The organism is Bacillus sp. JJ1764 (assembly GCF_036962145.1).
GTDB lineage: Bacteria > Bacillota > Bacilli > Bacillales > Cytobacillaceae > Neobacillus.
In genome coordinates, this window is the sequence record NZ_JBALNY010000006.1 from 1 (window position 1) to 23188 (window position 23188).

General features: G+C 39.9%; 21 protein-coding genes and 7 tRNA genes. 22 read left to right on the top strand and 6 right to left on the bottom strand.

Annotated elements, in window-relative coordinates:
- Window positions 1-82 precede the first annotated feature (82 nt).
- The 12 genes from V7083_RS00700 to V7083_RS00755 all read left to right on the top strand — a co-directional run bounded on the left by V7083_RS00700 (window position 83) and on the right by V7083_RS00755 (window position 9713).
- Window positions 83-158, top strand: a tRNA-Phe gene (locus tag V7083_RS00700).
- An 18-nt stretch (window positions 159-176) separates the two neighbouring features.
- A tRNA-His gene (locus V7083_RS00705) sits at window positions 177-252 on the top strand.
- A gap of 7 nt (window positions 253-259) precedes the next feature.
- Window positions 260-333 (top strand) — tRNA-Gly (locus V7083_RS00710).
- A 4-nt stretch (window positions 334-337) separates the two neighbouring features.
- Window positions 338-414 (top strand) — tRNA-Ile (locus V7083_RS00715).
- Window positions 415-422: 8 nt separating this feature from the next.
- Window positions 423-494 (top strand) — tRNA-Asn (locus tag V7083_RS00720).
- A 6-nt stretch (window positions 495-500) separates the two neighbouring features.
- Window positions 501-591: transfer RNA gene (locus tag V7083_RS00725), tRNA-Ser, on the top strand.
- 3 nt (window positions 592-594) lie between these two features.
- Window positions 595-666 (top strand) — tRNA-Glu (locus tag V7083_RS00730).
- A 1070-nt stretch (window positions 667-1736) separates the two neighbouring features.
- Window positions 1737-3695 (top strand): 1,4-alpha-glucan branching protein GlgB, encoded by a 1959-nt coding sequence (gene glgB / locus V7083_RS00735; protein ID WP_335474318.1) that lies wholly within the window; start codon window positions 1737-1739, stop codon window positions 3693-3695.
- Window positions 3634-4779 carry a glucose-1-phosphate adenylyltransferase gene (locus tag V7083_RS00740; protein WP_335474320.1) on the top strand — a complete coding sequence of 382 codons (1146 nt, stop codon included), beginning with the start codon at window positions 3634-3636 and terminating at the stop codon, window positions 4777-4779. The genes glgB and V7083_RS00740 overlap by 62 nt, the downstream gene beginning before the upstream one ends.
- Window positions 4780-4847: 68 nt before the next feature.
- Window positions 4848-5879 carry a sugar phosphate nucleotidyltransferase gene (locus V7083_RS00745; RefSeq protein ID WP_335474322.1) on the top strand — a complete coding sequence of 344 codons (1032 nt, stop codon included), beginning with the start codon at window positions 4848-4850 and terminating at the stop codon, window positions 5877-5879.
- Window positions 5876-7327 carry a glycogen synthase GlgA gene (gene glgA / locus V7083_RS00750; protein ID WP_335474324.1) on the top strand — a complete coding sequence of 484 codons (1452 nt, stop codon included), beginning with the start codon at window positions 5876-5878 and terminating at the stop codon, window positions 7325-7327. Before V7083_RS00745 ends, glgA begins: the two co-directional genes overlap by 4 nt.
- Window positions 7317-9713 (top strand): glycogen/starch/alpha-glucan phosphorylase, encoded by a 2397-nt coding sequence (locus V7083_RS00755; protein ID WP_335474326.1) that lies wholly within the window; start codon window positions 7317-7319, stop codon window positions 9711-9713. Before glgA ends, V7083_RS00755 begins: the two co-directional genes overlap by 11 nt.
- 40 nt (window positions 9714-9753) lie before the next feature.
- Here V7083_RS00755 and V7083_RS00760 read toward each other — a convergent pair whose 3' ends face one another.
- On the bottom strand, window positions 9754-10689 hold the full coding sequence (locus V7083_RS00760) for a 1,4-dihydroxy-2-naphthoate polyprenyltransferase (protein WP_335474328.1): 936 nt from the start codon (window positions 10687-10689) through the stop codon (window positions 9754-9756).
- Window positions 10690-11032: 343 nt separating this feature from the next.
- Between V7083_RS00760 and V7083_RS00765 the strand changes: the two genes are divergently transcribed.
- The 6 genes from V7083_RS00765 to menC all read left to right on the top strand — a co-directional run bounded on the left by V7083_RS00765 (window position 11033) and on the right by menC (window position 18528).
- A complete protein-coding gene (locus V7083_RS00765; protein ID WP_335474330.1) occupies window positions 11033-12445 on the top strand; it encodes an isochorismate synthase in 1413 nt (470 codons plus the stop codon).
- Complete coding sequence (gene menD, locus V7083_RS00770; protein ID WP_335474331.1) at window positions 12442-14193, top strand: 2-succinyl-5-enolpyruvyl-6-hydroxy-3-cyclohexene-1-carboxylic-acid synthase; 1752 nt, start codon at window positions 12442-12444, stop codon at window positions 14191-14193. The genes V7083_RS00765 and menD overlap by 4 nt, the downstream gene beginning before the upstream one ends.
- Window positions 14190-15014 carry a 2-succinyl-6-hydroxy-2,4-cyclohexadiene-1-carboxylate synthase gene (gene menH / locus V7083_RS00775; protein ID WP_335474333.1) on the top strand — a complete coding sequence of 275 codons (825 nt, stop codon included), beginning with the start codon at window positions 14190-14192 and terminating at the stop codon, window positions 15012-15014. The genes menD and menH overlap by 4 nt, the downstream gene beginning before the upstream one ends.
- Before the next feature lie 13 nt (window positions 15015-15027).
- Window positions 15028-15846: a 1,4-dihydroxy-2-naphthoyl-CoA synthase gene (menB, locus tag V7083_RS00780; RefSeq protein WP_335474335.1), complete on the top strand. Its 819-nt coding sequence runs from the start codon at window positions 15028-15030 to the stop codon at window positions 15844-15846.
- An 80-nt stretch (window positions 15847-15926) separates the two neighbouring features.
- A complete protein-coding gene (locus V7083_RS00785) occupies window positions 15927-17441 on the top strand; it encodes an o-succinylbenzoate--CoA ligase (protein WP_335474337.1) in 1515 nt (504 codons plus the stop codon).
- Complete coding sequence (gene menC, locus V7083_RS00790; protein WP_335474339.1) at window positions 17422-18528, top strand: o-succinylbenzoate synthase; 1107 nt, start codon at window positions 17422-17424, stop codon at window positions 18526-18528. Before V7083_RS00785 ends, menC begins: the two co-directional genes overlap by 20 nt.
- A 118-nt stretch (window positions 18529-18646) precedes the next feature.
- Here menC and V7083_RS00795 read toward each other — a convergent pair whose 3' ends face one another.
- Together V7083_RS00795 and V7083_RS00800 are read right to left on the bottom strand one after the other, a co-directional pair.
- Window positions 18647-18805, bottom strand: a complete 159-nt coding sequence (locus tag V7083_RS00795; protein WP_335474341.1) for a DUF1540 domain-containing protein — start codon at window positions 18803-18805, stop codon at window positions 18647-18649.
- A 113-nt stretch (window positions 18806-18918) separates the two neighbouring features.
- A complete protein-coding gene (locus tag V7083_RS00800) occupies window positions 18919-19860 on the bottom strand; it encodes a metal ABC transporter solute-binding protein, Zn/Mn family (protein ID WP_335474342.1) in 942 nt (313 codons plus the stop codon).
- 188 nt (window positions 19861-20048) lie between these two features.
- Here V7083_RS00800 and V7083_RS00805 point away from each other — a divergent pair, with 188 nt between their 5' ends.
- Window positions 20049-20615, top strand: coding sequence for a beta-class carbonic anhydrase (locus tag V7083_RS00805; protein WP_335474344.1), 567 nt, complete (start codon window positions 20049-20051; stop codon window positions 20613-20615).
- Here the strand turns inward: V7083_RS00805 and yidD are convergent.
- Window positions 20612-20851, bottom strand: a complete 240-nt coding sequence (yidD, locus tag V7083_RS00810) for a membrane protein insertion efficiency factor YidD (RefSeq protein ID WP_335474346.1) — start codon at window positions 20849-20851, stop codon at window positions 20612-20614. The two genes, V7083_RS00805 and yidD, sit on opposite strands and share 4 nt — an antisense overlap.
- A 142-nt stretch (window positions 20852-20993) precedes the next feature.
- Here yidD and V7083_RS00815 point away from each other — a divergent pair, with 142 nt between their 5' ends.
- Window positions 20994-21467, top strand: a complete 474-nt coding sequence (locus tag V7083_RS00815; RefSeq protein WP_335474349.1) for an S-ribosylhomocysteine lyase — start codon at window positions 20994-20996, stop codon at window positions 21465-21467.
- 22 nt (window positions 21468-21489) lie between these two features.
- On the opposite strand, the gene ytzI is transcribed toward V7083_RS00815, so the two are convergent.
- Entirely contained in the window at window positions 21490-21648 is a 159-nt protein-coding gene (gene ytzI, locus V7083_RS00820; protein WP_335474351.1) for a YtzI protein, read from the bottom strand.
- Between the two features lie 98 nt (window positions 21649-21746).
- Window positions 21747-22004 (bottom strand): DUF6154 family protein, encoded by a 258-nt coding sequence (locus V7083_RS00825; RefSeq protein WP_335474353.1) that lies wholly within the window; start codon window positions 22002-22004, stop codon window positions 21747-21749.
- Window positions 22005-22201: 197 nt separating this feature from the next.
- Here V7083_RS00825 and V7083_RS00830 point away from each other — a divergent pair, with 197 nt between their 5' ends.
- Both V7083_RS00830 and ytkD read left to right on the top strand, forming a co-directional pair.
- Window positions 22202-22519 (top strand): hydrolase, encoded by a 318-nt coding sequence (locus tag V7083_RS00830; RefSeq protein WP_335474354.1) that lies wholly within the window; start codon window positions 22202-22204, stop codon window positions 22517-22519.
- 81 nt (window positions 22520-22600) lie between these two features.
- Complete coding sequence (gene ytkD / locus V7083_RS00835) at window positions 22601-23074, top strand: RNA deprotection pyrophosphohydrolase (protein WP_335474356.1); 474 nt, start codon at window positions 22601-22603, stop codon at window positions 23072-23074.
- Window positions 23075-23188: the final 114 nt, after the last annotated feature.

Consider the following 23188-nt stretch of genomic DNA (forward strand, 5'->3'; position numbering starts at 1 on the left):
GTCTGGTAGTTCAGTTGGTTAGAATGCCTGCCTGTCACGCAGGAGGTCGCGGGTTCGAGTCCCGTCCAGACCGCCATTTATTGGCTCAGTAGCTCAGTCGGTAGAGCAAAGGACTGAAAATCCTTGTGTCGGCGGTTCGATTCCGTCCTGAGCCACCATTTACAATTAAACTTATGGCGATTGTGGCGAAGTGGTTAACGCATCGGATTGTGGTTCCGACATTCGTGGGTTCGATTCCCATCAGTCGCCCCATTATTATGCGGGTGTAGTTTAGTGGTAAAACCACAGCCTTCCAAGCTGTTGTTGTGAGTTCGATTCTCATCACCCGCTCCATTATGGGCCTATAGCTCAGCTGGTTAGAGCGCACGCCTGATAAGCGTGAGGTCGATGGTTCGAGTCCATTTAGGCCCACCATATTTTATTCCGCAGTAGCTCAGTGGTAGAGCTATCGGCTGTTAACCGATCGGTCGTAGGTTCGAGTCCTACCTGCGGAGTTATATAGAGAAGTACCCAAGTGGCTCAAGGGGCTCCCCTGCTAAGGGAGTAGATCGGGTAACCGGTGCGAGGGTTCGAATCCCTTCTTCTCTGCCATTTGGCCCCTTGGTCAAGCGGTTAAGACACCGCCCTTTCACGGCGGTAACACGGGTTCGAATCCCGTAGGGGTCATACAAAAAGGCTGATGACAAATTGTCATCAGTTTTTTTGTCGTCTTAGAAAATGAAAATTTCTGAAGGTTGAATCACGTGGATAGATTGACATAAAGGGACAGGGCTTACAGAACAGGACCTCAAGGCTTGGTAAGCAACCAATGCCGAGAGAAGTCTGATAGAGGGTGTCTCAAGGCCAAGTAGCAACCAAAAAAGCTGAGAGAAGTCTGATAGAGGGCGTCTCAAGGCCAAGTAGCAACCAAAAAAGCTGAGAGAATTCAGATAGAAGGTGTCTCAAGGCCAGATAGCAGCCAAAAAGTCGAGAGATGTCCGATAGAACTAATCAAACTAAAGGAAAAAGTTGCAACGAAAAAGTATGCTAACCAGTAGGGTTTTTACAATATGACCCCCATGCTCACTTGGAATTACAGGTTAATATATCTAAGTCGAAATTTGAAGTCTTGGTAGATTATATTCAGGATTATTGAATTATTTTTTTGCACCTCTGCTCAATCGGTTCTGTAGCTGGTGCTGAAATATAAGGTTTACACTTTCAAATCGAACAGTAACTGTACCAATAAACTTGTACAAACATGTACACCCCTTCTTTCATCACTCCCCTCCTCTGAATCGAGTTCATTGGAAAGATACAGTAAGAGTTCGTTTGCCTGTTTACAAGGAAACATTTTCTAACCTTCCCATACACATTTTACAAACAAAAAATATTATTGAATTAATAACTTAATGTTATATTAACATAGCTAAATTCAGTGAAGTATTCCTCAAAGAAATAATGAAATCGCTTTCAAATCAACAAAATCTCCTTCAAAATGTTATTTACTTTAAAAAATATAAAATAACTTCTTGAAGGGCTTTTTAAAAAAAATTTTAAAAAAACTAACTCTATTTTCGTCGAAGTCTGTTTGATTTTTTGTCGTATTCCGGGGGTTTATGTCGTAAAACGTCTTAAAATCAAATCATCCCCCGCTTGTTGTCAGAAAAGATAAAAAAGTTTTACAAGGAATATTTGTCATTTGCACTTATAATTGGTTTTTGAAATACATATTTTCAATGAGGATGAGGAGAGCCATGACAGTGAATACTTTATTTCCGACTGATTTTCAGTTGCATTTGTTTCACGAGGGAAGCTTATTTCAAAGTCATCAGCTTTTTGGCGCTCATATCTTTAAGAATTCCAATGAGTACGAAGCTTATACTCGCTTTTGTGTTTGGGCTCCTAATGCTGATCAAGTGCGGCTGGTGGGAGATTTTAATAGCTGGAATGGTAAAGGATATGAATTAAAAAAGGTAAATGATGAAGGTGTTTGGATTATTGTTGTTGATCGGGATATGGAAGGCTGTGTTTATAAATATGAAATCATTACACTCTCCGGGGAAAAACTCCTAAAGGCCGACCCATTTGCGTTCTATTCTGAGTTAAGGCCGCATACAGCATCGGTTGTTTACTCATTAGAGCACTATGAATGGAAGGACCAGGAATGGATAGATCGTAGGTTATATCGGAATGTCTTTACCGACCCTGCGGTTATTTATGAGGTGCATGCGGGGTCCTGGCGTAAGAAGGAAAATGGTGACTTTCTTTCATATTATGAACTGGCTTCAGAGCTTATACCATATGTGCTGGATCATGGATTTACCCATATTGAGCTGATGCCGCTTGTGGAACATCCGTTAGATGCCTCATGGGGCTATCAGGGTACAGGGTATTTTGCAACCACGTCAAGATATGGATCCCCTGATGAATTTCGCTATTTCGTAGACCAATGTCATCAAAATGGCATAGGGGTCATTCTCGACTGGGTGCCGGGACATTTTTGTAAGGATGCGCATGGCCTTTATCGGTTTGATGGAACTGATTTATTCTCCTATAGTAATCGGACCGACCGAGAGAATTTTGTGTGGGGAACAGCTAATTTTGATTTAGGAAAGGGTGAAGTACAAAGTTTCCTTATCTCCAATGCCCTTTACTGGATGGAATATTTCCATATTGACGGTTTTCGAATGGATGCTGTAGCGAATATTATTTATTGGCCCAATTCCATGGATCACAAGAGTAAAAACCCACTTGGAATTGAATTTTTGAAAAAACTGAATAGGGTTATACACGATTACAATCCACATTTCTTAATGATTGGTGAGGATTCAACTGATTACCCCAATGTTACGGCCCCGGTGGAATCCGGCGGGCTTGGTTTTGATTACAAATGGAATATGGGCTGGATGAACGACATTCTTGAATATATGGAAACTCCTCCTTTTTCTCGATCACATGTCCACTCAAAGGTAACTTTTTCACTTTTATATGCTTTTTCAGAAAATTTTATGCTCCCATTTTCACATGATGAAGTGGTCCATGGGAAAAAATCACTACTTAATAAAATGCCGGGTGATTACTGGGAAAAATTTGCCCAGCTCAGGTTGTTGCTAGGCTATATGTTTGCCCACCCTGGAAAAAAATTATTATTTATGGGCTTTGAATTCGGACAGTTCGCGGAATGGAAGGATAAGGAACAACTGGATTGGAACCTGTTAGATTATGACATGCACAAAAAGATAAATGAGTATGTGAAATTCTTAACCAAGTTTTATAAACGTTCTAAAGCTCTATATGAATTAGATCATTTGCAGGATGGTTTTGAATGGATTGATGTTGATAATCATGAGCAGTCTATTTTTTCGTTTATTCGAAAAGGGAAAAAACTAGAGGATATTCTAATCGTTATTTGTAATTTCACAGGGGTTAGCTATCCGGAATATAAGATTGGCGTTCCACATCAAGGAGAGTATCGGGAAATTTTTAATAGCGATGCGGAAGAGTTCGGTGGATCTGGTTCTATTCATAAAAAAGTGTTGAAAACAGTGGATGAGCCCTTTCATGGCAGGCCCTTTTCGCTTCAGTTGGCTATTGCACCATTTGGTTTCCAAATACTTAGACCAGTCAAAAAACGAAAGGAGAGAAAAGGGAATGGAAAAGAAAAAGTGCGTGGCCATGCTTCTAGCGGGGGGGAAGGGGAGCAGACTGAATGATTTGACAAAAGACCTGGCTAAACCCGCGGTACCATTTGGCGGGAAGTATAGAATCATAGATTTTACATTGAGTAATTGTGCCAATTCGGGCATTGATACTGTGGGGGTTTTAACTCAATATCAGCCATTATTATTGAATTCTTATATCGGCATTGGAAGTGCCTGGGATCTGGATCGAAAAGATGGCGGAGTAACGGTCCTGCCTCCTTACGCAGAATCGTCAGAGGTAAAGTGGTATACAGGAACGGCAAGCGCTGTATTTCAAAATCTGAACTATTTGAAGCAATATCAGCCTGAATATGTATTAATTCTTTCGGGTGATCATATTTACAAGATGAATTATGAAAGTATGCTGGAATATCATATCGAAAAAGGAGCGGATGCAACCATCTCCTTAATCGAGGTTCCATGGGCAGAAGCAAGCAGGTTTGGCATCATGAATACCGATGAAGAAATGAGAATTGTAGAATTCGAGGAAAAGCCTATTCAGCCTAAAAATAACCTGGCCTCAATGGGGATTTATATTTTTAGCTGGAATATACTGAAGGAATATTTGGAAGTGGATGCAAAAAATCCGGATTCAAGCCATGATTTTGGCAAGGATATCATCCCTTTCTTGCTGGAAGATCAGCGCAAATTGTTTGCTTATCCGTTTAAAGGATATTGGAAAGATGTTGGAACGGTAAAAAGTCTGTGGGAAGCCAATATGGACTTATTAAGGGAAGATTGTGAACTGGATTTATTTGACCACAGCTGGAAAATTTACTCGGTTAATCCAAATCGTCCGCCACAATATATTTCATCAGATGCGATTGTCAAGGAATCACTGATTAATGAGGGTTGTACGATAGAAGGGGATATCTATCATTCCGTCCTTTTTCAAGGGGTTGAAGTGGAAAAAGGAACGAAGATAATCGAGTCTGTAATTATGCCGGACGCTGTGGTGGGAAAAAATTGTTTTATTGAAAAGGCCATCGTTCCATGTGATGTAGAAATTCCAGATGGTACAGTCATCCGCTCCTTCGATGATGAAATTATTTTGGTAACTAAGGAAATGATTGAAAGACTTTATCCTGCGTATTGAAAGATGTACTCGAATATCGATTAGGGTATTTCTATAAGAAGCATTAGAGAAACTGGAGGGGACGTTGTTTGAAAAGAGAGCTTTTGGGTATTATTGATGCTACCAGCTATCATGAGGATTTGGAGGATCTTCTGACACATCGGTCACTGGCTGCCCTGCCTTTTGGAGGCAGATACCGAGTTATTGATTTCGTTTTATCTAATATGGTGAACTCGGGAATTCGCAGTGTGGCTATTTTTCCAAAAATGCAATATCGTTCCCTAATGGACCACCTTGGTTCAGGAAAGAATTGGGACTTGAATCGAAAAAGAGATGGACTCTTCTTTTTCCCTTCTCCGGTTGTAGAAAGTTTTGGGGGACGAATTGGTTCGTTTGAGCTGTTTGCAGCGAACTTGGATTATTTTTATCGGAGCACTCAGGAATATGCCCTCATCTCAAATTGTTATACTGTTTTTAACACTACCTATAAGCCGATTCTTGATTGGCATATACAATCAGGCTGTGACATTACGAAAATCCATCACCAGGATGGAAAATCATTAGAAATGTACTTAATCAAAACCTCGTTATTAATAAAATTGATTGAAACAAGACATGAAACAGGCTATACCTGTATGCAAGATGTAACTAGTGATATTAACAATGATTACGCAATCTGTTCCTATGAATATGACGGTTATGCCGTGATGATAGATTCGATTGAAAAATATTTTTCTACCAGTATGAATTTGTTAAACATGAATGTTTGGAAGGAATTATTTGTAAAAAACCAGCCGATCCTAACAAAAGTGAAAGATGAGCCTCCAACAAAGTATATTCAGGGCTCCATCGTCAAGAATTCTATGATCGCTAATGGGTGTGTGATCGGGGGCGAGGTGGAAAACAGTATTGTTTCCCGGGGTGTAAAAATTGGCAAAGGCTCAATTATTAAGAACTGCATCATCATGCAGAAGTGCCAAATTGAAGAAAATTGCTATTTAGATTCAGTTATTTTGGATAAAGATGTGAAAGTCGAAGCAGGAACCCACCTAACCGGAACTGCCCATTCACCATTTGTTATTCGAAAAGGGACGAAGCAAGGAGCGTTGATGAATTCGTGAAAGTATTATTTGCTGTTTCGGAATGTGGCCCATTTGCAAAATCAGGAGGACTGGCAGATGTTGCCGGTTCTCTTCCAAAGGAGTTAAAAAGCCTGGGGACAGATGTCAGAGTCATTCTCCCTAAGTATGGAACGATTTCAGAAGAATTTAAAAATAACATGAAGAAAGTGAAAGAGTTTTTCGTGTCCGTGGGGTGGCGAAACCAATATTGTGGGATTGAGGAACTGACCCACTTAGGCATTACTTATTATTTTGTCGATAATGAGTACTATTTTAGACGGGAAGGCTTGTATGGTTATTTTGACGATGGTGAAAGATTTGCCTTTTTTAACAGGGCGGTTCTTGAGGCTTTGACTGAGTTGGACTTTATCCCAGATGTCCTTCATTGTCATGATTGGCATACGGCCATGATTCCTTATCTTCTGCGCAGGGAATACTATAGACGCAAGGAATACAGCCAGATCAAGACGGTATTTACGATTCATAATCTCCAGTTCCAGGGGATTTTTCCAAAAGAGGCATTAAAGGATTTATTGGGGCTTGATGAGGGAGCCTTCCACCCATCACATTTAGAGTTCTTTGGGAATATCAATTTTATGAAAGGGGCACTTGTGGCTGCTGATGAAATTACCACGGTAAGCCCCACGTACAAAAATGAAATCCAAACTCCTGAATATGGTGAAAAGCTGGATGGATTATTAAGACATCGTAATCAAGATCTTGCTGGGATCTTGAATGGAATAGATGAGGATTTTTATAATCCTGCTGATGATCCGATGATCTATCAAACATATACAGCCCGAAATCCAAATAAAAAGTCGGTTAATAAAAAAGAGATCCAAAAACTATTTGGTTTAAAACAGAGTGCCACAACTCCGTTAATGGTGATGATCTCTCGGTTGACGAGACAAAAAGGGCTTGATTTAATCAAGTGTGTTCTCCGTGAAATCTTACAGGAGGACATTCAAGTCATTATTTTAGGCACCGGTGATTTTGAGTACGAGGAATATTTACGTCAGGCCTCAAGAATTTACCCTGAAAAAATTAAAGTCAAAACAGGGTTTGATGAGGCCCTTGCCCATAAGTTATATGCTGCCGCTGATTTATTTTTGATGCCATCGCTGTTTGAACCGTGTGGACTAGGTCAGTTAATTGCCATGAAGTATGGTGCCATACCTATTGTAAGAGAGACTGGCGGCTTAAATGACACCGTAAAGTCTTTGAATGAATTCACAAAGGAGGGGAATGGATTTTCCTTCCATCATTTTAATGCACATGACATGCTTTATACCATCAAAAGAGCCTTAAGCTTTTATCATGATAAGAAAGTATGGAAAAGTATTGTAAAACAAGCAATGGAGATGGATTATAGCTGGGCCCAATCGGCTTTTCGATATAACCAGCTTTATGCAGAACTGGTTGCAAGGAGTGAAACCCATGTTTTCTAATAAAGAAAAGTTTAAGGAAGTATTTTTAAATAGGCTTGAGATGTTATGTGGAAAAAGCTTTGCCGAAAGTACTTCTAGGGACCATTACCAAACATTAGGATCTATGATCAGAGAATATGTCAGTAATGACTGGATTACGACAAATGAACGGTATATGGCCACGAAAGGGAAGCAGGTTTATTATCTTTCTATTGAATATTTATTGGGTAAGCTTTTGCGGCAAAATTTACTTAATCTTGGAATCGAAGAGATTATTCAAGATGGTCTCGAGGACCTTGGGATTGATTTGAGTGAACTGGAAGAACTTGAACCTGATGCAGGGTTAGGCAATGGCGGCTTAGGCAGACTGGCCGCCTGCTTTTTGGACTCACTAGCTTCGTTAAATCTCCCAGGCCATGGTCATGGCATCCGCTATAAACATGGGTTGTTTGAGCAAAAAATTGTTGATGGCTATCAGGTGGAGTTACCGGAGCAATGGTTGCGCAGCGGGAATGTATGGGAGGTTCGTAAGGCTGATTTAGCCGTCAGTATCCCGTTCTGGGGCAAAGTGGAGGCGAGGGAAGAAAACGGCAGACTGGTCTTTCATCACCTTCATGCTGAAACAGTGACGGCAGTCCCGTATGATATGCCGGTGGTCGGGTTTCATTCCGATACGGTGAATACCTTGAGGTTATGGAGCGCGGAACCGGCGCAATTTCCTATTTTTAAGGATATATTAAATTACAAGCGCCGAACTGAGGCAATCTCTGAATTTCTTTATCCAGATGATACGCATGACGAAGGGAAAATTTTGCGATTAAAACAGCAATATTTTTTGGTGTCTGCCAGTGTACAATCGATTCTGCGTTCGTATCGAAAGCAGCATGGCAGTCTTCTTCACCTGCATGAGCATATTTGCATTCATATTAATGATACACATCCCGTTTTGGTGATACCTGAACTCATGAGAATTTTAATAGATGATGAAGGCTTAGATTGGGATCAGGCTTGGCATATCACGAAAAACACAATTGCTTATACGAACCATACTACCTTGTCAGAAGCGCTGGAAAAATGGCCGGTTTATATTTTTCAGCCGTTGCTGCCAAGAATTTATATGATTGTCGAAGAAATTAATGAACGATTTTGCCATGATTTATGGGAGGAAACTCCAGGAGATTGGGATCGAATCGCAAGTCTTGCCATTATAGCTGATCACTTTGTTAAAATGGCTCATTTGGCGATTGTGGGGAGTTTTAGTGTCAATGGAGTGGCCAGGCTTCATACTGAAATTCTGAAAGAGAGAGAAATGAAGCCATTCTTCTTGTTATACCCTGAAAAATTCAATAATAAAACCAATGGAATTGCCCACCGCCGATGGCTGTTAAAAGCAAATCCAAAATTGTCAGAGCTGATCACTGATAAAATTGGACCTTCTTGGACAAGTAGGCCACATGAGCTGATCGACTTGTTGAAGTATGAAAATGATAACTCAGTATTGCAGCAGCTTAAAAATATTAAGCAGGAAAATAAACAGAAGCTTGCCGATTTTATATATCAGCAAATGGGCGTTCCAGTCGATACATCAGCCATTTTTGATATCCAAGTGAAACGGCTTCATGCATATAAAAGGCAGCTGCTTAATGTGTTACATATCATGTACCTTTATAACCAAATCAAAGATGATCCCAATTTTCAAATGGTGCCAAGGGTATTTATTTTTGGAGCAAAAGCTTCACCAGGGTATTATTATGCCAAGAAGATTATCAAGTTAATTAATGCTGTTGCAGATAAAGTTAATCATGACCCTAGAGTAGGAGATCGTCTAAAGGTGATCTTTCTGGAAAATTATCGTGTTTCATTGGCGGAAAAAATCTTTCCTGCCGCCGATATCAGTGAGCAAATTTCTACTTCAAGTAAAGAAGCTTCAGGTACAGGTAATATGAAATTCATGATAAATGGTGCATTAACGTTAGGGACTCTAGATGGGGCTAATGTGGAAATCCATGAGTTGGTCGGGGATGACAATATTTTTATCTTCGGCTTAACGGCGGAAGAAGTGCTGCACTATTACCGCAAAGGTGGTTACGATTCCATTGAATACTATCATCACGATCAGCGGATCCGTCAGGTAGTCGATCAAATGGTAAACGGCTTCTTTGATGGTGTCCATAATGAATTTGAACCAATATTTGACTCCCTGCTAGAGGAAAATGATCAATACTTTGTATTAAAGGATTTTGCCTCCTATGTTGATTCACACCGAAAAGTAGGAGAGGCTTTTACAGATGTTCAACGCTGGCAAAAAATGAGCCTCAATAATATTGCTCATGCCGGTTATTTTTCCAGTGACCGTACTATAAAAGAATATGCCAGGGATATTTGGGGAATTCAGCCGCTTTGGTAATAAAAAAAGCTTCTGCATACGTGGCAGAAGCTTTTTTAATCTATAGAAAATGTCCGACAAAAATTCCGATTGCAAGTAAAAATCCAAAGATCGTATTGGTTTGGGCCGTCGCCTTCATGGCAGGGGCCATTTGGATTGGGACAGTTCCTCTTTTAAAACCGCTGATGGCTTTCAGTGGTTTTGGAACACTTACTAGTACAATAGCCGTCCAAACCGGAACAATGTGACTAATGATTAAGCCAATTACCCATAAAAAGGAAAAAATGAACATACCCGCCAATAAATAAATGGCTTTTTGTTTCCCTAATAGAATCGCCAGAGTTTTCCGACCAAATTCTTTATCACCTTCAAGATCGCGAATATTATTGGAAAGTAAAATAGCGCCAACCAGTATAAAACTCGGAATAGAGACCAAAATACTAGTTTGATCAACCACTCCAGTTTGAATATAGAATGAAATTAAAATAATCATCATTCCCATAAAGAAACCTGCTAGAAGTTCTCCAAATGGGGTGTATGCGATTGGAATCGGTCCACCCGTATAAAAATATCCTACGGCCATACAGACCAAGCCAACAATAGCCAACCACCAACTGCTATTTGCACAAATATATACGCCAAGAAGTAAGGCAATTCCATAGAGACTTAAAGCAAGATTCATGACCGTTTTAGGCTTAATGCCATCCCGAACAATCGAGCCTCCTATTCCCACGGAATGTTCTGTATCGAGACCACGCTTGAAATCGTAGTATTCATTAAACATATTGGTCGCGGCTTGAATCAATAGACTTGCGAGTAACATGGCTAAAAATAACCCAACGCTAATCGATCCCTGTTTAAGGGCAAGTGCTGTACCGAGCAGTACCGGTACAAATGCTGCAGTTAATGTGTGAGGACGGGTCATTTGCCACCAAACTTGAAAACCACTGTTTGATTTTACTACTTGCTTTGATCCGTGCTGTGTATTTGGCTGCATTTCGTTCTCCTCCCTAATATTTTAAAAATTTTATATTTTTATGTTGAATTGTGAAGTTTTTTTGAATGTTACCCACACTTTAGTGTAGGCAAACAGGTCAGGAGTGTCAAATATATTTTATTATCAGAACTAGAAGATAATCCCTGCAGGTTAAGATGTTTCGTTTCCTGAGAAAATGTTAGGAACAGAAAAAGCCGATTCTTCAATTTTTGACATATAATAAGGTAAGAACATGTAAATGAAGTGACAAGGATTATTGACTAATTTACAATGGGAGTAGTATCTTTAAATAGGCTTTAAAATGAACGGATAGCAGTCATTCGGCTGTTTTGGAGGGATTTGTTTGGTTACCATTCAAGAAACAGATATAAAAGAAAAAGGTCTCTTGGCTGTTAATCGTGCGAAAGAAATGGGCCGCCCCATTTTATTTAGTGAGGTACATAAGGTTGAGACGATCAACCCTTTATCATTTTTTCATGCAGGTTTAAAAGAATATCAAGGGGAACGTTTTTTCTGGAAGGATCCGAAGGACGAGGTTGTTTTGGTTGGACTGGGAAAAGCAAAACAAATTCAATTGGACCAGGATACAGACTGCTTTTTTCATGTAGAACAAGACTGGCAGAATGTCTTGGATGATGGGATTGTTATCAATCCATTTGAAGAACCTGGAATTGGTCCTCTTTTGTTTGGTGGGTTTTCATTTGACCCCTGTAAGGCAAAAACAGCGCTTTGGTCCAAGTTTGCCGATGCGTTATTCTATCTTCCTAAATATTTATTAAGCGTTATCAATGGTCAAGCCTATTTAACAACTAATGTTATTTGCACGCAACAAGACGATTATTCTTTATTTTTACAAACACATAATGAACGGAATCATTTATTTGATCTTCTAGTGAAAAATGATAATTCGCTACCTGTGAACGTTATAGATACGAAAGAAATATCATCGGAACAATGGAAATCTACAGTAGATGAAATAGCGAAGGAATTAAGGGAAGAGGAAGGGCCATTAAAAAAGGTGGTCCTCGCTAGAGAACTGCGCTTGATGTTTAATGATAAAGTCAAAACAGAGCAGGTTTTAAACCATTTATATGAGCAACAGCCGGAAAGCTTTATTTTTGCATTGGAATCCGATGGTGATTGCTTCCTTGGGGCTTCCCCGGAAAGACTTGTTAAAAAACAGGGCAGTGAGATTTTCTCCACTTGTCTGGCCGGTTCTATTTCCCGCGGCAAAACGGAGGAAGAAGACCAACACTTAGGTGAAACCCTCCTACATGATCAAAAGAATTTAATTGAGCATCAATATGTGGTCGACATGATTAAAAAAGCATTGATCGAATCCTGCGATCAATTGATTATGCCTGAAAAACCACAGCTTATGAAAAATAGGGACATCCAGCATTTATATACACCGGTCCTTGGAAAATGCAGCAAGGATGCTTCTTTATTGATATTAGTTGAAAAATTGCATCCAACCCCTGCACTTGGAGGACTTCCGAAACGCGAGGCTGTTGAAAAGATAAGAGAGATTGAAGAGCTTGACCGCGGTTTTTATGCAGGACCACTAGGTTGGATGGATTATCAGGGAAATGGAGAATTTGCTGTATCGATCCGCTCTGGGCTGATTCAAGGTAATGAAGCTTCACTGTTTGCCGGATGCGGTGTTGTAGCTGATTCCGATTCTGCAAGTGAATATTTAGAGACGGGGTTAAAATTTAGACCGATGCTCCGTGCTCTTGGAGGAAATGAATCATGAGTCATCAAGAATCTTTAACCACCTATTTAGCGGCATTTGTAGCAGAACTATATCATTCTGGGGTAACGGATGTAGTTGTTAGTCCAGGTTCAAGGTCTACACCCATGGCATTGGTCATGGCCGAACATCCCGAATTAAAGCTACATATTCACGTGGATGAGCGCTCTGCTGCTTTTTTTGCATTAGGAATTGCCAAAGCAACCAACCGCCCTGTTGCCATTCTATGTACATCTGGCACAGCGGCAGCCAATTATTTCCCGGCCATTGTGGAAGCAAGGTATTCACGGGTACCTTTATTGGTATTAACTGCTGACCGTCCTCATGAATTAAGAGAAATTGGTGCACCACAAGCGATCGATCAAATCCATTTATATGGACAACATGTCAAGTGGTTCGCGGAAATGGCGCTGCCTGAAAACAGCAAGGGAATATTGCGCTATGCAAGGACTGTTTGTGCCCGAGCTGCGGCAATTGCTGCTCAGGCACCTGCAGGACCGGTTCATCTTAATTTTCCTTTCCGTGAGCCGTTGATTCCGAAGGTTGATGAGAATCTTTTTCAGTTGGCGGAGCGTCCGAAAGGCTTTGTAAAAGTACATAATGGCCATCTCACGTTAGAGGATGAATGGTTTCAAGAAATCGCTGAAAAATTAAAAAACAAGCCAAAAGGAATGATTGTCTGTGGCCATATTGCCGATGATCGTTTTACCGAAGCGGTAACAAAGCTTGCAAAAATCATAAAATACCCTATTCTTGCAGATCCATTGTCTCAGCTAAGAAGCGGGAAACATGAATTAACTGAGATAATCGATGGTTACGATACATTCCTTAGGAATGAAGATGTAAAAGGGTTATTAAAACCAGATGTCATCCTTCGTTTTGGTGCGATGCCGATTTCGAAAGCGCTCACTATTTTTATAAAAGAAAATCAGCATGCTGAACAATTTGTCGTTGATGGCGGAGGCGGATGGCGTGATCCAGCTTTGCTGTCAACAGAGATGATCTTTGCGGATGAAACGGTATTCTGTGAAAAGCTGATAAACTATACGCAATCAAGAAATGATTGCCAGTATTTACAAGACTGGAAAAAGGTGAATGAACTGACGAAAGAACAGATTGATTCATTTAGAGATGTTACTGAAATGAGTGAAGCAAAGCTGTTTTATCAGTTGGCTGATTTGTTGCCGGACGGGGCTACATTATTTGTAGGGAATAGCATGCCGATTCGTGACCTGGATAGCTTTTTCCTCAATAACCAAAAATCAATTACAATCATGGCTAATCGCGGTGCCAATGGAATTGACGGTACGATTTCTACGGCGATGGGAGCCGCGTTATATTCAAAGTCTGTGTATCTAGTTCTTGGGGATTTAACTTTTTTCCATGACTTAACTGGGATGCTTTTGGCGAAGCAGCATCAAATTGATATCCATATTATTTTAATTAATAATAACGGTGGCGGGATCTTTTCCTTCCTTCCGCAATCGGAGCATCCTAAACATTTCGAACTTCTTTTCGGTACTCCGCTCGACCTTGAGTTTAGACATGCGGTACAAATGTTTAACGGAAAATATATGAATATTACGGATTGGGATCAGTTCCAAAAAGAAATGAATAAATCAATAGATTTATCTGGCTTACATGTGTATGAAGTGAAAACAAATCGCTCCGAAAATCTGAAAGAACACCGCGAATTTTGGCAAAGTGTTTCCCAGGAAATAACGAATTTTGTCAAAGGTGAACATGAATGAAAATATGCTGTTACGAACTCCAATACCATTTGGAGGTTTGCGGTGAGGGCTATCCTTTGTTGGTATTGCATGGGTTTACCGGAGATTCGTCCACTTGGATGCCGTTTTGCAAAAATTGGGGTGGGCATTCTACACTTTTGATACCAGATCTTGTGGGACATGGACGAACTGAATCCCCAAAAGATCTGATCCGCTATCGAATAGAATCGGCAGCTCGTGATCTTAAAGATATGCTGGAACAGATGAAGATTCAACAAATTGATGTTCTGGGCTATTCCATGGGAGGAAGGCTGGCGCTTACCTTTGCGATTCTTTATCCAGGGATGGTTCGAAAATTAATACTTGAGAGTGCGTCGCCCGGGCTTCGGACGGAGGAAGAAAGGGAACAGCGTCGTATGAAAGATGGAGAACTTGCTGAATTTATTGCTCAACAAGGTATACCTGCTTTCGTGGATTATTGGGAGGTCATTCCTTTGTTTGAATCCATGAAGCACCTTCCCTTCAACGTGAAAGAAAAAATTAGAAATCAACGTTTAAGAAATTCACCGATTGGACTAGCCAACAGTTTACGTGGAATGGGAACCGGGTCTCAGCCCTCTTGGTGGGAGCAATTATCTGTTCTTTCTTGTGAGGTGTTACTAGTAACCGGTGAGAAAGATGAAAAGTTTGGCCGGATTGCAGAAAGCATGTTATCTTTGCTGAATAATGCCCATTGGAGTAGAGTTGAAGAGGTAGGCCATGCAATTCATGTGGAGAATAAAGAAAAGTTTGGTACAATAGTAAGTGACTTTTTGTCACCTAAACCAATCAATAAAAAATAAGGGGGTTTTTATTTTGGCGGTTGAATGGGTTCCAGGACGCAAGTATGAAGAAATTTTATATGAAACTTATAATGGAATAGCGAAAATTACCATTAACAGACCACATGTACATAATGCTTTTACACCCAAGACAGTTTCGGAATTAATTGATGCTTTTGCATATGCTAGAGATGATTCAAATGTTGGGGTAATTGTGTTAACTGGTGCTGGTGATCGGGCATTCTGTTCCGGAGGTGACCAATCTGTACGTGGACATGGCGGCTATGTGGGCGAAGATCAAATTCCTCGTTTAAATGTACTTGATCTTCAACGCTTAATTCGTGTGATTCCAAAACCGGTTGTAGCGATGGTAAAAGGGTATGCAATTGGCGGCGGCCATGTACTGCATGTCGTATGTGACCTAACAATTGCTGCTGATAATGCTATTTTCGGACAAACTGGTCCTAAAGTGGGCAGTTTTGATGCCGGATATGGTTCAGGCTACCTGGCTCGTATTATCGGCCATAAAAAAGCGCGTGAAATCTGGTATTTATGCCGTCAATACAACGCACAAGAGGCACTTGATATGGGCTTAGTCAACACCGTTGTTCCACTAGAACAAGTGGAAGAAGAAACGATTAAATGGTGTGAAGAAATGTTGGAAAAAAGTCCGACAGCCCTTCGCTTCTTAAAGGCTGCTATGAATGCAGATACTGACGGGTTAGCTGGTCTTCAACAGTTTGCAGGTGATGCTACGTTGCTTTACTATACAACAGATGAAGCAAAAGAAGGCCGTGATGCGTTTAAAGAAAAGCGTAAGCCAGATTTCGGTCAATTTCCTCGTTTTCCTTGATGATCAACTTGAACTAGCAGCTTGATGGTTTCCATCAGGCTGTTTTTTATCTAGCTGCGGATTATAAAGAGGTGGAAAAGATGCAATCGAATGTTATGCCAAATTTTTTAAAAAAGCGGGCTTTCTTAACACCAGACAGAATAGCTGTTTATTTTGAAAATCAGACACTTACCTTCAAAGAACTGTATAGATCCTCTGCAAAAACAGCTGGGCAATTACAAGGCCATGGAATTCAAAAGGATCAATTTGTGGGGATATTGTTGAAAAATCAGCTTGATACAGTCATTATTTTATTGGCTTTGCAATTATTGGGAGTAAGAGCAGTTATTTTAAATAACCGTTTAACACCCTCAGAATTAGCCTGGCAGCTAGAGGATTCAAAGGCGTCTTCCGTTATAGTGGATGATTCTTTTTCCGAGTTGCTTGCATTCTTCCAAGGACAGCAACCTTCTTTATCGGGAATGACGGTAAAACAGGTGTTCATCAGCAATCCAAAAGAGGCTGATATTCTCGAGGAAGTCAACCTTGCCGAAATCTGTACGATCATGTATACATCAGGAACAACGGGTTATCCCAAGGGTGTAATACAGACATATGGCAACCACTGGTGGAGTGCGGTTGGGTCCGCATTAAATTTGGGGTTATCGGAACATGATAGCTGGTTGTGCTCTGTACCGATATTCCATATAAGCGGCTATTCCATCTTAATGAAGAGTATCATTTATGGAATGCCAATGGTATTACATAAGAAATTTGATGCAAAAAAAGCTTTAGCAGATATTAAGGAAAAGCGGATCACCATTATGTCTGTAGTTGGCACAATGTTAACTGAAATGGTTGAACTATTAGGAAAAGAACAGCAGCTACCCGATTATTTCCGCTGTTTTTTACTAGGTGGGGGGCCAGCTCCACTGCCATTACTGCAAGCATGTGTTGAAAAGGGGGCTCCTGTTTTTCAAACTTACGGAATGACTGAAACCTCCTCGCAAATTGTTACATTATCACCTGAATACAGTATGGTTAAGCTCGGTTCGGCAGGAAAGCCGTTATTTCCATCAGAAATAAAGATTGAAGTGGAAAGGGGCAGAGTTGCTGCTCCTGGACAGGCTGGTGAAATTGTTGTGAGGGGTCCAAATGTAACGTCAGGCTATTTATTCCGTTCAGACGTAACAATGGAGAAAATCCGTGATGGTTGGCTGTATACCGGAGATATCGGCTATATGGATGACGAAGGATTTTTATATGTTCTCGACCGCCGTTCGGACTTGATTATTTCAGGCGGGGAAAACATTTATCCTGCAGAGGTTGAAGGGATCATATTGTCTCATCCGGGCGTGTCAGAAGCAGGGGTCATTGGGATTGAAGATGATAAATGGGGTCAAGTGCCCGTGGCAGTGGCGGTACGACGAGATGACCAATTGTCAGAAGAAGAGCTAAGGGAATTTTGCCAAGAACGGCTGGCTAAATATAAAGTACCAAAAGCTGTTTATTTTGTGGAAAAATTGCCAAGAAATGCTTCGAAAAAATTACTTCGTCGTGAGCTTCGCGAATGGCTGAATGAAGGAAGGATTCACCATGAACATAGCGAAAATTGAGCTCTCGGTAATTGAAATACCATTAAAATCACCGTTTGTAACCCATCTTGGTATTGTAAAAAATCGAGAAGGGATTATCGTGAAAATCACGGATCAGGATGGTCATGTCGGTCTTGGGGAAGGTGTAGCATTTTCAACTCCTTGGTATACAGAAGAAACGGTAAAAACAAGTATGCATATGTTAGAGGATGTATTGATTCCATTGTTGCTGGAAAATCCAGTTCAACATCCGGAACAAGTATCGTCTCTGTTTCAATCGGTTCGGCGTAACCAGATGGCGAAAGCGGGAGTGGAAATGGCTCTGTGGGATTTGTTTGCAAAACAGCAGCAGATGTCGCTGTCTAAGTTGCTGGGAGGAACACGAGAAAAAATAGCTTCGGGTGTTGTAGTGGCAACTGACTCCTTAACGAATGCACGAAGGCAAATTGACAACTATCTGGCTGAGGGATACCAGCGCATTAAGTTGAAGATCAGCCCGGGGCAGGATTATACTTTTTTAGCGGAAATCCGCAAGCATTATCCAGATTTGCCTATCATAGCTGATGCCAATTCTTCCTATAGTTTAGGTGATTTGAACAGGCTGAAGGCTCTTGATGAATTCCATTTGCTGATGATCGAACAGCCTCTGGCTCATGATGATCTCATCGACCATGCAATTTTGCAAAAAGAAATCAAGACGCCGATTTGTTTGGATGAGAGTATTGTGAGTTTTGAAGATGCACGAAAAGCGATTGAAATGGGGAGCTGCGGTGTAATTAATATTAAGGCGGGACGAGTGGGCGGTCTTTTAGAAGCAAAACGGATTCATGACTATTGCCTGGAAAGAGAGATCCCGGTTTGGTGCGGAGGCATGATTGAATTTGGCGTTTCCCGTGCCCATAATATTGCTTTGGCCTCACTTGCAGGTTTCACAATTCCTGGCGATATCTCTGCTTCCAGCCGGTTTTGGGAAGAAGATATCATTGCGCCGGAAGTAACGGTTGAAAATGGCTACATAGCAGTTCCAGATAAGCCCGGAATTGGCTACACTCTGAATGAAAAAAGACTGCAGCAATGCTTATTAGGGAAAAAGGAATTTAGGTTTTAGAGGGAAGTAGTGCAGGTTTATCATCCTCGAAAAATGAGTTTAATTTTAGGAAAAAGTCTTATTTCAATTTTAATGAAAAAAGAACCGGACAAAGTTCTGTCTGGTTCTTCACTTCTCCTTATAAATCACCCGGTTCAAACGTCTTACAGTCGGTTTCTTTATTTGTATCAGCTTGTTTTCCCGTATGGCTGACCACGTAAATACTTTCCGCACTGCATTTGTTTCCATTTGCCCAAAAAGTACAGTTATTTACTTCACATAAAACATCCTGTGCCATTTCCTCTCACCCCTTAGAAAATAGTGAATACAGTTATATCGTCTGTTAAAATGGACGACTAAATCCCAGTAATCAAAAGGGATGACAGGTGTTTTTATGGACTAACTGGCAAATTATTTATTTAAAGCCGTTTGAAGACTCTTTAGATTATTTTTCATTAAAGAAAAATACGTTTCTTTATTTTTAATATCTTTTTCAGTAAGAATAGCTAAATTATGAATCGGCAGTGCTCTTGCACCGATTTCCTTTTGAACAATTTTTCCGAGTTTAGACTGAACATTTTGTTCAAACAGCATATAGTGCAAACCTTCATGATCGGCTACGGAAATAATTTTTTCCAGTTCCTTTTGTGTAGGTTCATTGGTTGTAGACAACCCTGAAACACTAATTTGCTCAAGACCATAACGATTTTCCCAATACCCAAATGCAGCATGTGTGACAATGATCTTTTTATGTTTAGCTGAAGATATGGTTGTGGCAAATTGGTTATTCAACTCATCTAATTCCCCGGCAAGTTTTTGATAATTTTCTTCGAATAGTTTCTTTTGTTCAGGCATTTTTTTCACTAATTGATCGCGAATCACCCCGGCCATTTCCTTACAATAAACAGGGTCGAGCCATACATGTGGATTGACGTCGCCGTGATGGTCTTCATCAGAATCCTCATGGGCTTCCTCATGCGTATTTTTTGGAAGCTTAAGCTGGTCAGCTGTAGCGACCATTTTGACATTTTCATTTTTTAATGTATCCTTCGCTTTTTCAACAAATCCCTCTAATCCTAACCCAATATAGAAAAATAAGTCTGAATCTGCTAGACTCATCATATCCTTTTGAGTGGGTTCAAAGGTGTGTTCGTCTGCACCGGGAGGATAGATCGTTTTAACCTCTACATATTTACCACCGATTCGCTCGGTAAAATATTGCAATGGAAATACGGTAGTATAAACACTTAATTTATTTTTCTTTTTTTGCGATGTTTCGTTACCATTGGAACAGGCCGATAAAACAAGGCTTAGTGGTAACAAAAGTGAAAGAAAAAGAATCAGTTTTTTCATAACGATAACTCCTTTGTAATCCAAATCGTATCAATTACGATTTATTGAGGAAAAAAATATAATACGGAACAATTACGATTTACTTTTGTATCTTACAAGAAAAAAACAATGAATGCAAGCAAAAATAATTTGTATTCATTCCCTGATGTTTTGTATTCTTATAAGTGTACAGAGAAAGGGGTATCGATATGAGTGAAATTTTAAACGACATACTCGAATTTAATAAAAAGTTTGTTGGAGACCATGAATATGAGAAATATGAAACAACAAAATTTCCTAATAAAAAGATGGTCATTCTTACTTGTATGGATACAAGGCTACTTGAGCTGCTGCCGAAAGCCTTAAATTTGGGAAATGGTGATGCAAAGCTTATTAAGAATGCAGGGGCGATTGTTTCGCATCCATTTGGAAGTATTATGCGCAGCATTTTAATTGCCATTTATCAATTGCAGGCCAAAGAGGTTATGGTTATTGCCCACCATGATTGCGGTATGAGCGGACTGAAGCCTGAACCAGTTATTGCTAGCATGAAAGAGCGAGGAATTACAGACGAAAAGCTTAACACCTTAACTTATTCAGGTATTGACATACAACAATGGCTGCATGGTTTTGATTCTGTGACAGATAGTGTTAAAAGTAGTGTAGAAATGATCAAGAATCATCCATTAATGCCGGAGGGAGTCCCCGTTCATGGTCTGGTTATTGATCCAAAGACAGGAAAACTAGACCTTGTGGTAGACGGCACGCTTAATTAATGTTTTTTGTGATTGTTCCATTTTTCTGGGACAGGGTCGACCCCGCCCGGATGAAACGGATGGCATTTTAAAATTCTTTTTATGGCAAGATAACCGCCCTTAATAGCGCCAAACCGCTGCACTGCCTCTAATCCATAATGGGAACAGGTAGGATAAAATCGGCAGGATGGCGGCTTTAGTGGGGAAATAACTATTTGGTAAAAACGAATGAGGGAAATAAAGAATTTTTTTAACATAATCCATTCTCCTAATTGAATGATTACCATTAAGATACCATACAAACGAATATACGTCTAAAATGGTAAATATTTTAATGTAGATGAAAAAACTCGGAATTTATAGTATGATAGTGAGTAGATTGATTAAGGAGTGATTTTAATGCCTTCAGTTGAAAGCTTTGATTTAGATCATAATGCCGTAAAGGCTCCATATGTGCGCCATTGTGGTGTTCATAAAGTAGGGAGTGACGGTGTCATAAATAAATATGATATTCGTTTTTGTCAGCCAAATAAAGAAGCAATGAAACCAGATGCCATCCATACTCTTGAGCATTTGCTTGCCTTTAATATCCGTAAGCATGTTGAAAAGTATAATCATTTCGATATCATTGATATTTCACCAATGGGTTGCCAAACAGGTTACTATCTTGTGGTCAGCGGTGAGCCAACAGTGGAAGAAATCATTGACCTTCTTGAGGCGACAATGAAAGAAGCTGTTGAGATTACCGAAATTCCGGCAGCAAATGAGAGACAATGCGGCCAAGCGAAGCTCCATGATCTTGATGGTGCAAAGCGTTTAATGAACTATTGGATGAAGCATACTAAAGAAGAATTAAAGCAGGTATTTGCTTAATAATAAAACTCGCCAAATGTAATTACGGCGAGTTTTTTTCTTGCTCTTCCTTTTCAAGATGAGGATTATTTTCGATCGGGTCAACTGTATGCTTATAGGAATAGGCCCTTGAGGTAGTAATCACTGCTAGTAAAAGAACGACAATAACAATTATAACGGCTACTACTAATACGGTAATCAAGAATTTCTCCCCCTTTTTTTTATTTTAACATTTTCCGATTCTGTTGGCATAAAAAAAGGAAACTGAACACTCAGCTCCCTTTCCCTATTATGTAAGCTTCAATGTATGTTTCTTGGATAATAAGTATGGGTGCGCTGCTGGCCATATTGCTCCTGGGCAAATTTCCCCTTCAATGTCTCAATCAAATAAAGTCCCATTAAATCGTATAATTCTTGTTTATCCATGTCATGAATGAGTGCTAACAAATCCTCATGTGACATTTCTTCTAGGAAGGCAAACGCCAGCATATCAATATCTTCCTCATCACCGGTTAACTTGTTCCGATACATTTCATATAATTCATCCACTAATTTCACGAAAAACACCTCCCCTTTACGTTAATTTTTTCCTTTTTTTAAGATTCCATTCTTCATTATTGAATTCTGAAAAATCTGTCATTTTTGAGTTTGTTATTTTATTATACAATATCTCATAATAAAAAATGAATCGAAATTTGCCATCGAATAAATTTTTTCTTTTTGTGGATTAATAAAGGTAAAAGGGGATGACACAAATGGATGAGCAGAAAAAAACATATTACATAGATGTTGGAACAGGTGAAATCTCGAGAAGCGCCACGGCTTCCAGTTGGGGCTATAAAATTAAGGCAACAGATGAAGAGATCACACAGCTTCGTGAAATGTTTGATCAAAACTATTCAACAGAGTGGAAAAACTTTTTTAGAGCCCATGTTCCGTATGTTCAGTACCATTATGATCGGGAAAACGATCAATATGATAGCACTATTCAAAAAATTTATGGAATGCTTCACCAGTTAGGTGATCAGGAAGCAAGGAATCATATTGAAAGTATGAATATCTTACCTAAGTAAAAAAAGTTGGAAGATCCAATCTTTGTGGGTTTTCCTTTTTTGCGTTTATAATAAAGGAAAAAAGTATGGGCGGGGAGTGGCATGAAACAATTTTTTGACGACAGAGGAAATTTGGTAGAATTATCTTTCGAGGCCCATTCATTCCCTGAGGAACCTAAGCATGTTCTTGTAATTAGTCAATGGGACGAAGATTGGGTATTGACCAACCATAAAGAAAGAGGTCTGGAATTTCCTGGGGGAAAAAGAGAACAGGGTGAGTCTTTGGAAGAAGCGGCTCGACGAGAGGCGTTTGAGGAGACAGGTTCAGTTTTTGACACACTAACCTATATCGCAGATTATCGAGTAATGGACGAAAACGGTTCTTTTGTTAAGGCTGTTTTTTGGGGAAAGGTAACGGAATTAAAGAAAACTGACGGTTACTATGAAACCAATGGGCCCGTTATCATCAAAGGGGATTTGCTCCAACTTCGATTTGGAGCCGAATATAGTTTTATAATGAAGGATCAAGTCGTGGAAGAATGTATCAAGTATATCCAACTTTTAATAAATTGTTAAAATATTTATAGGTCCAAAACCGGTCTTTTATTGAAAAGTCCGGTTTTTTTATTGGCTGTGTTAAAGGACCCTGTTGATTTTATACCCTGTTGATTGGAGCGGAAGGCACGAAGA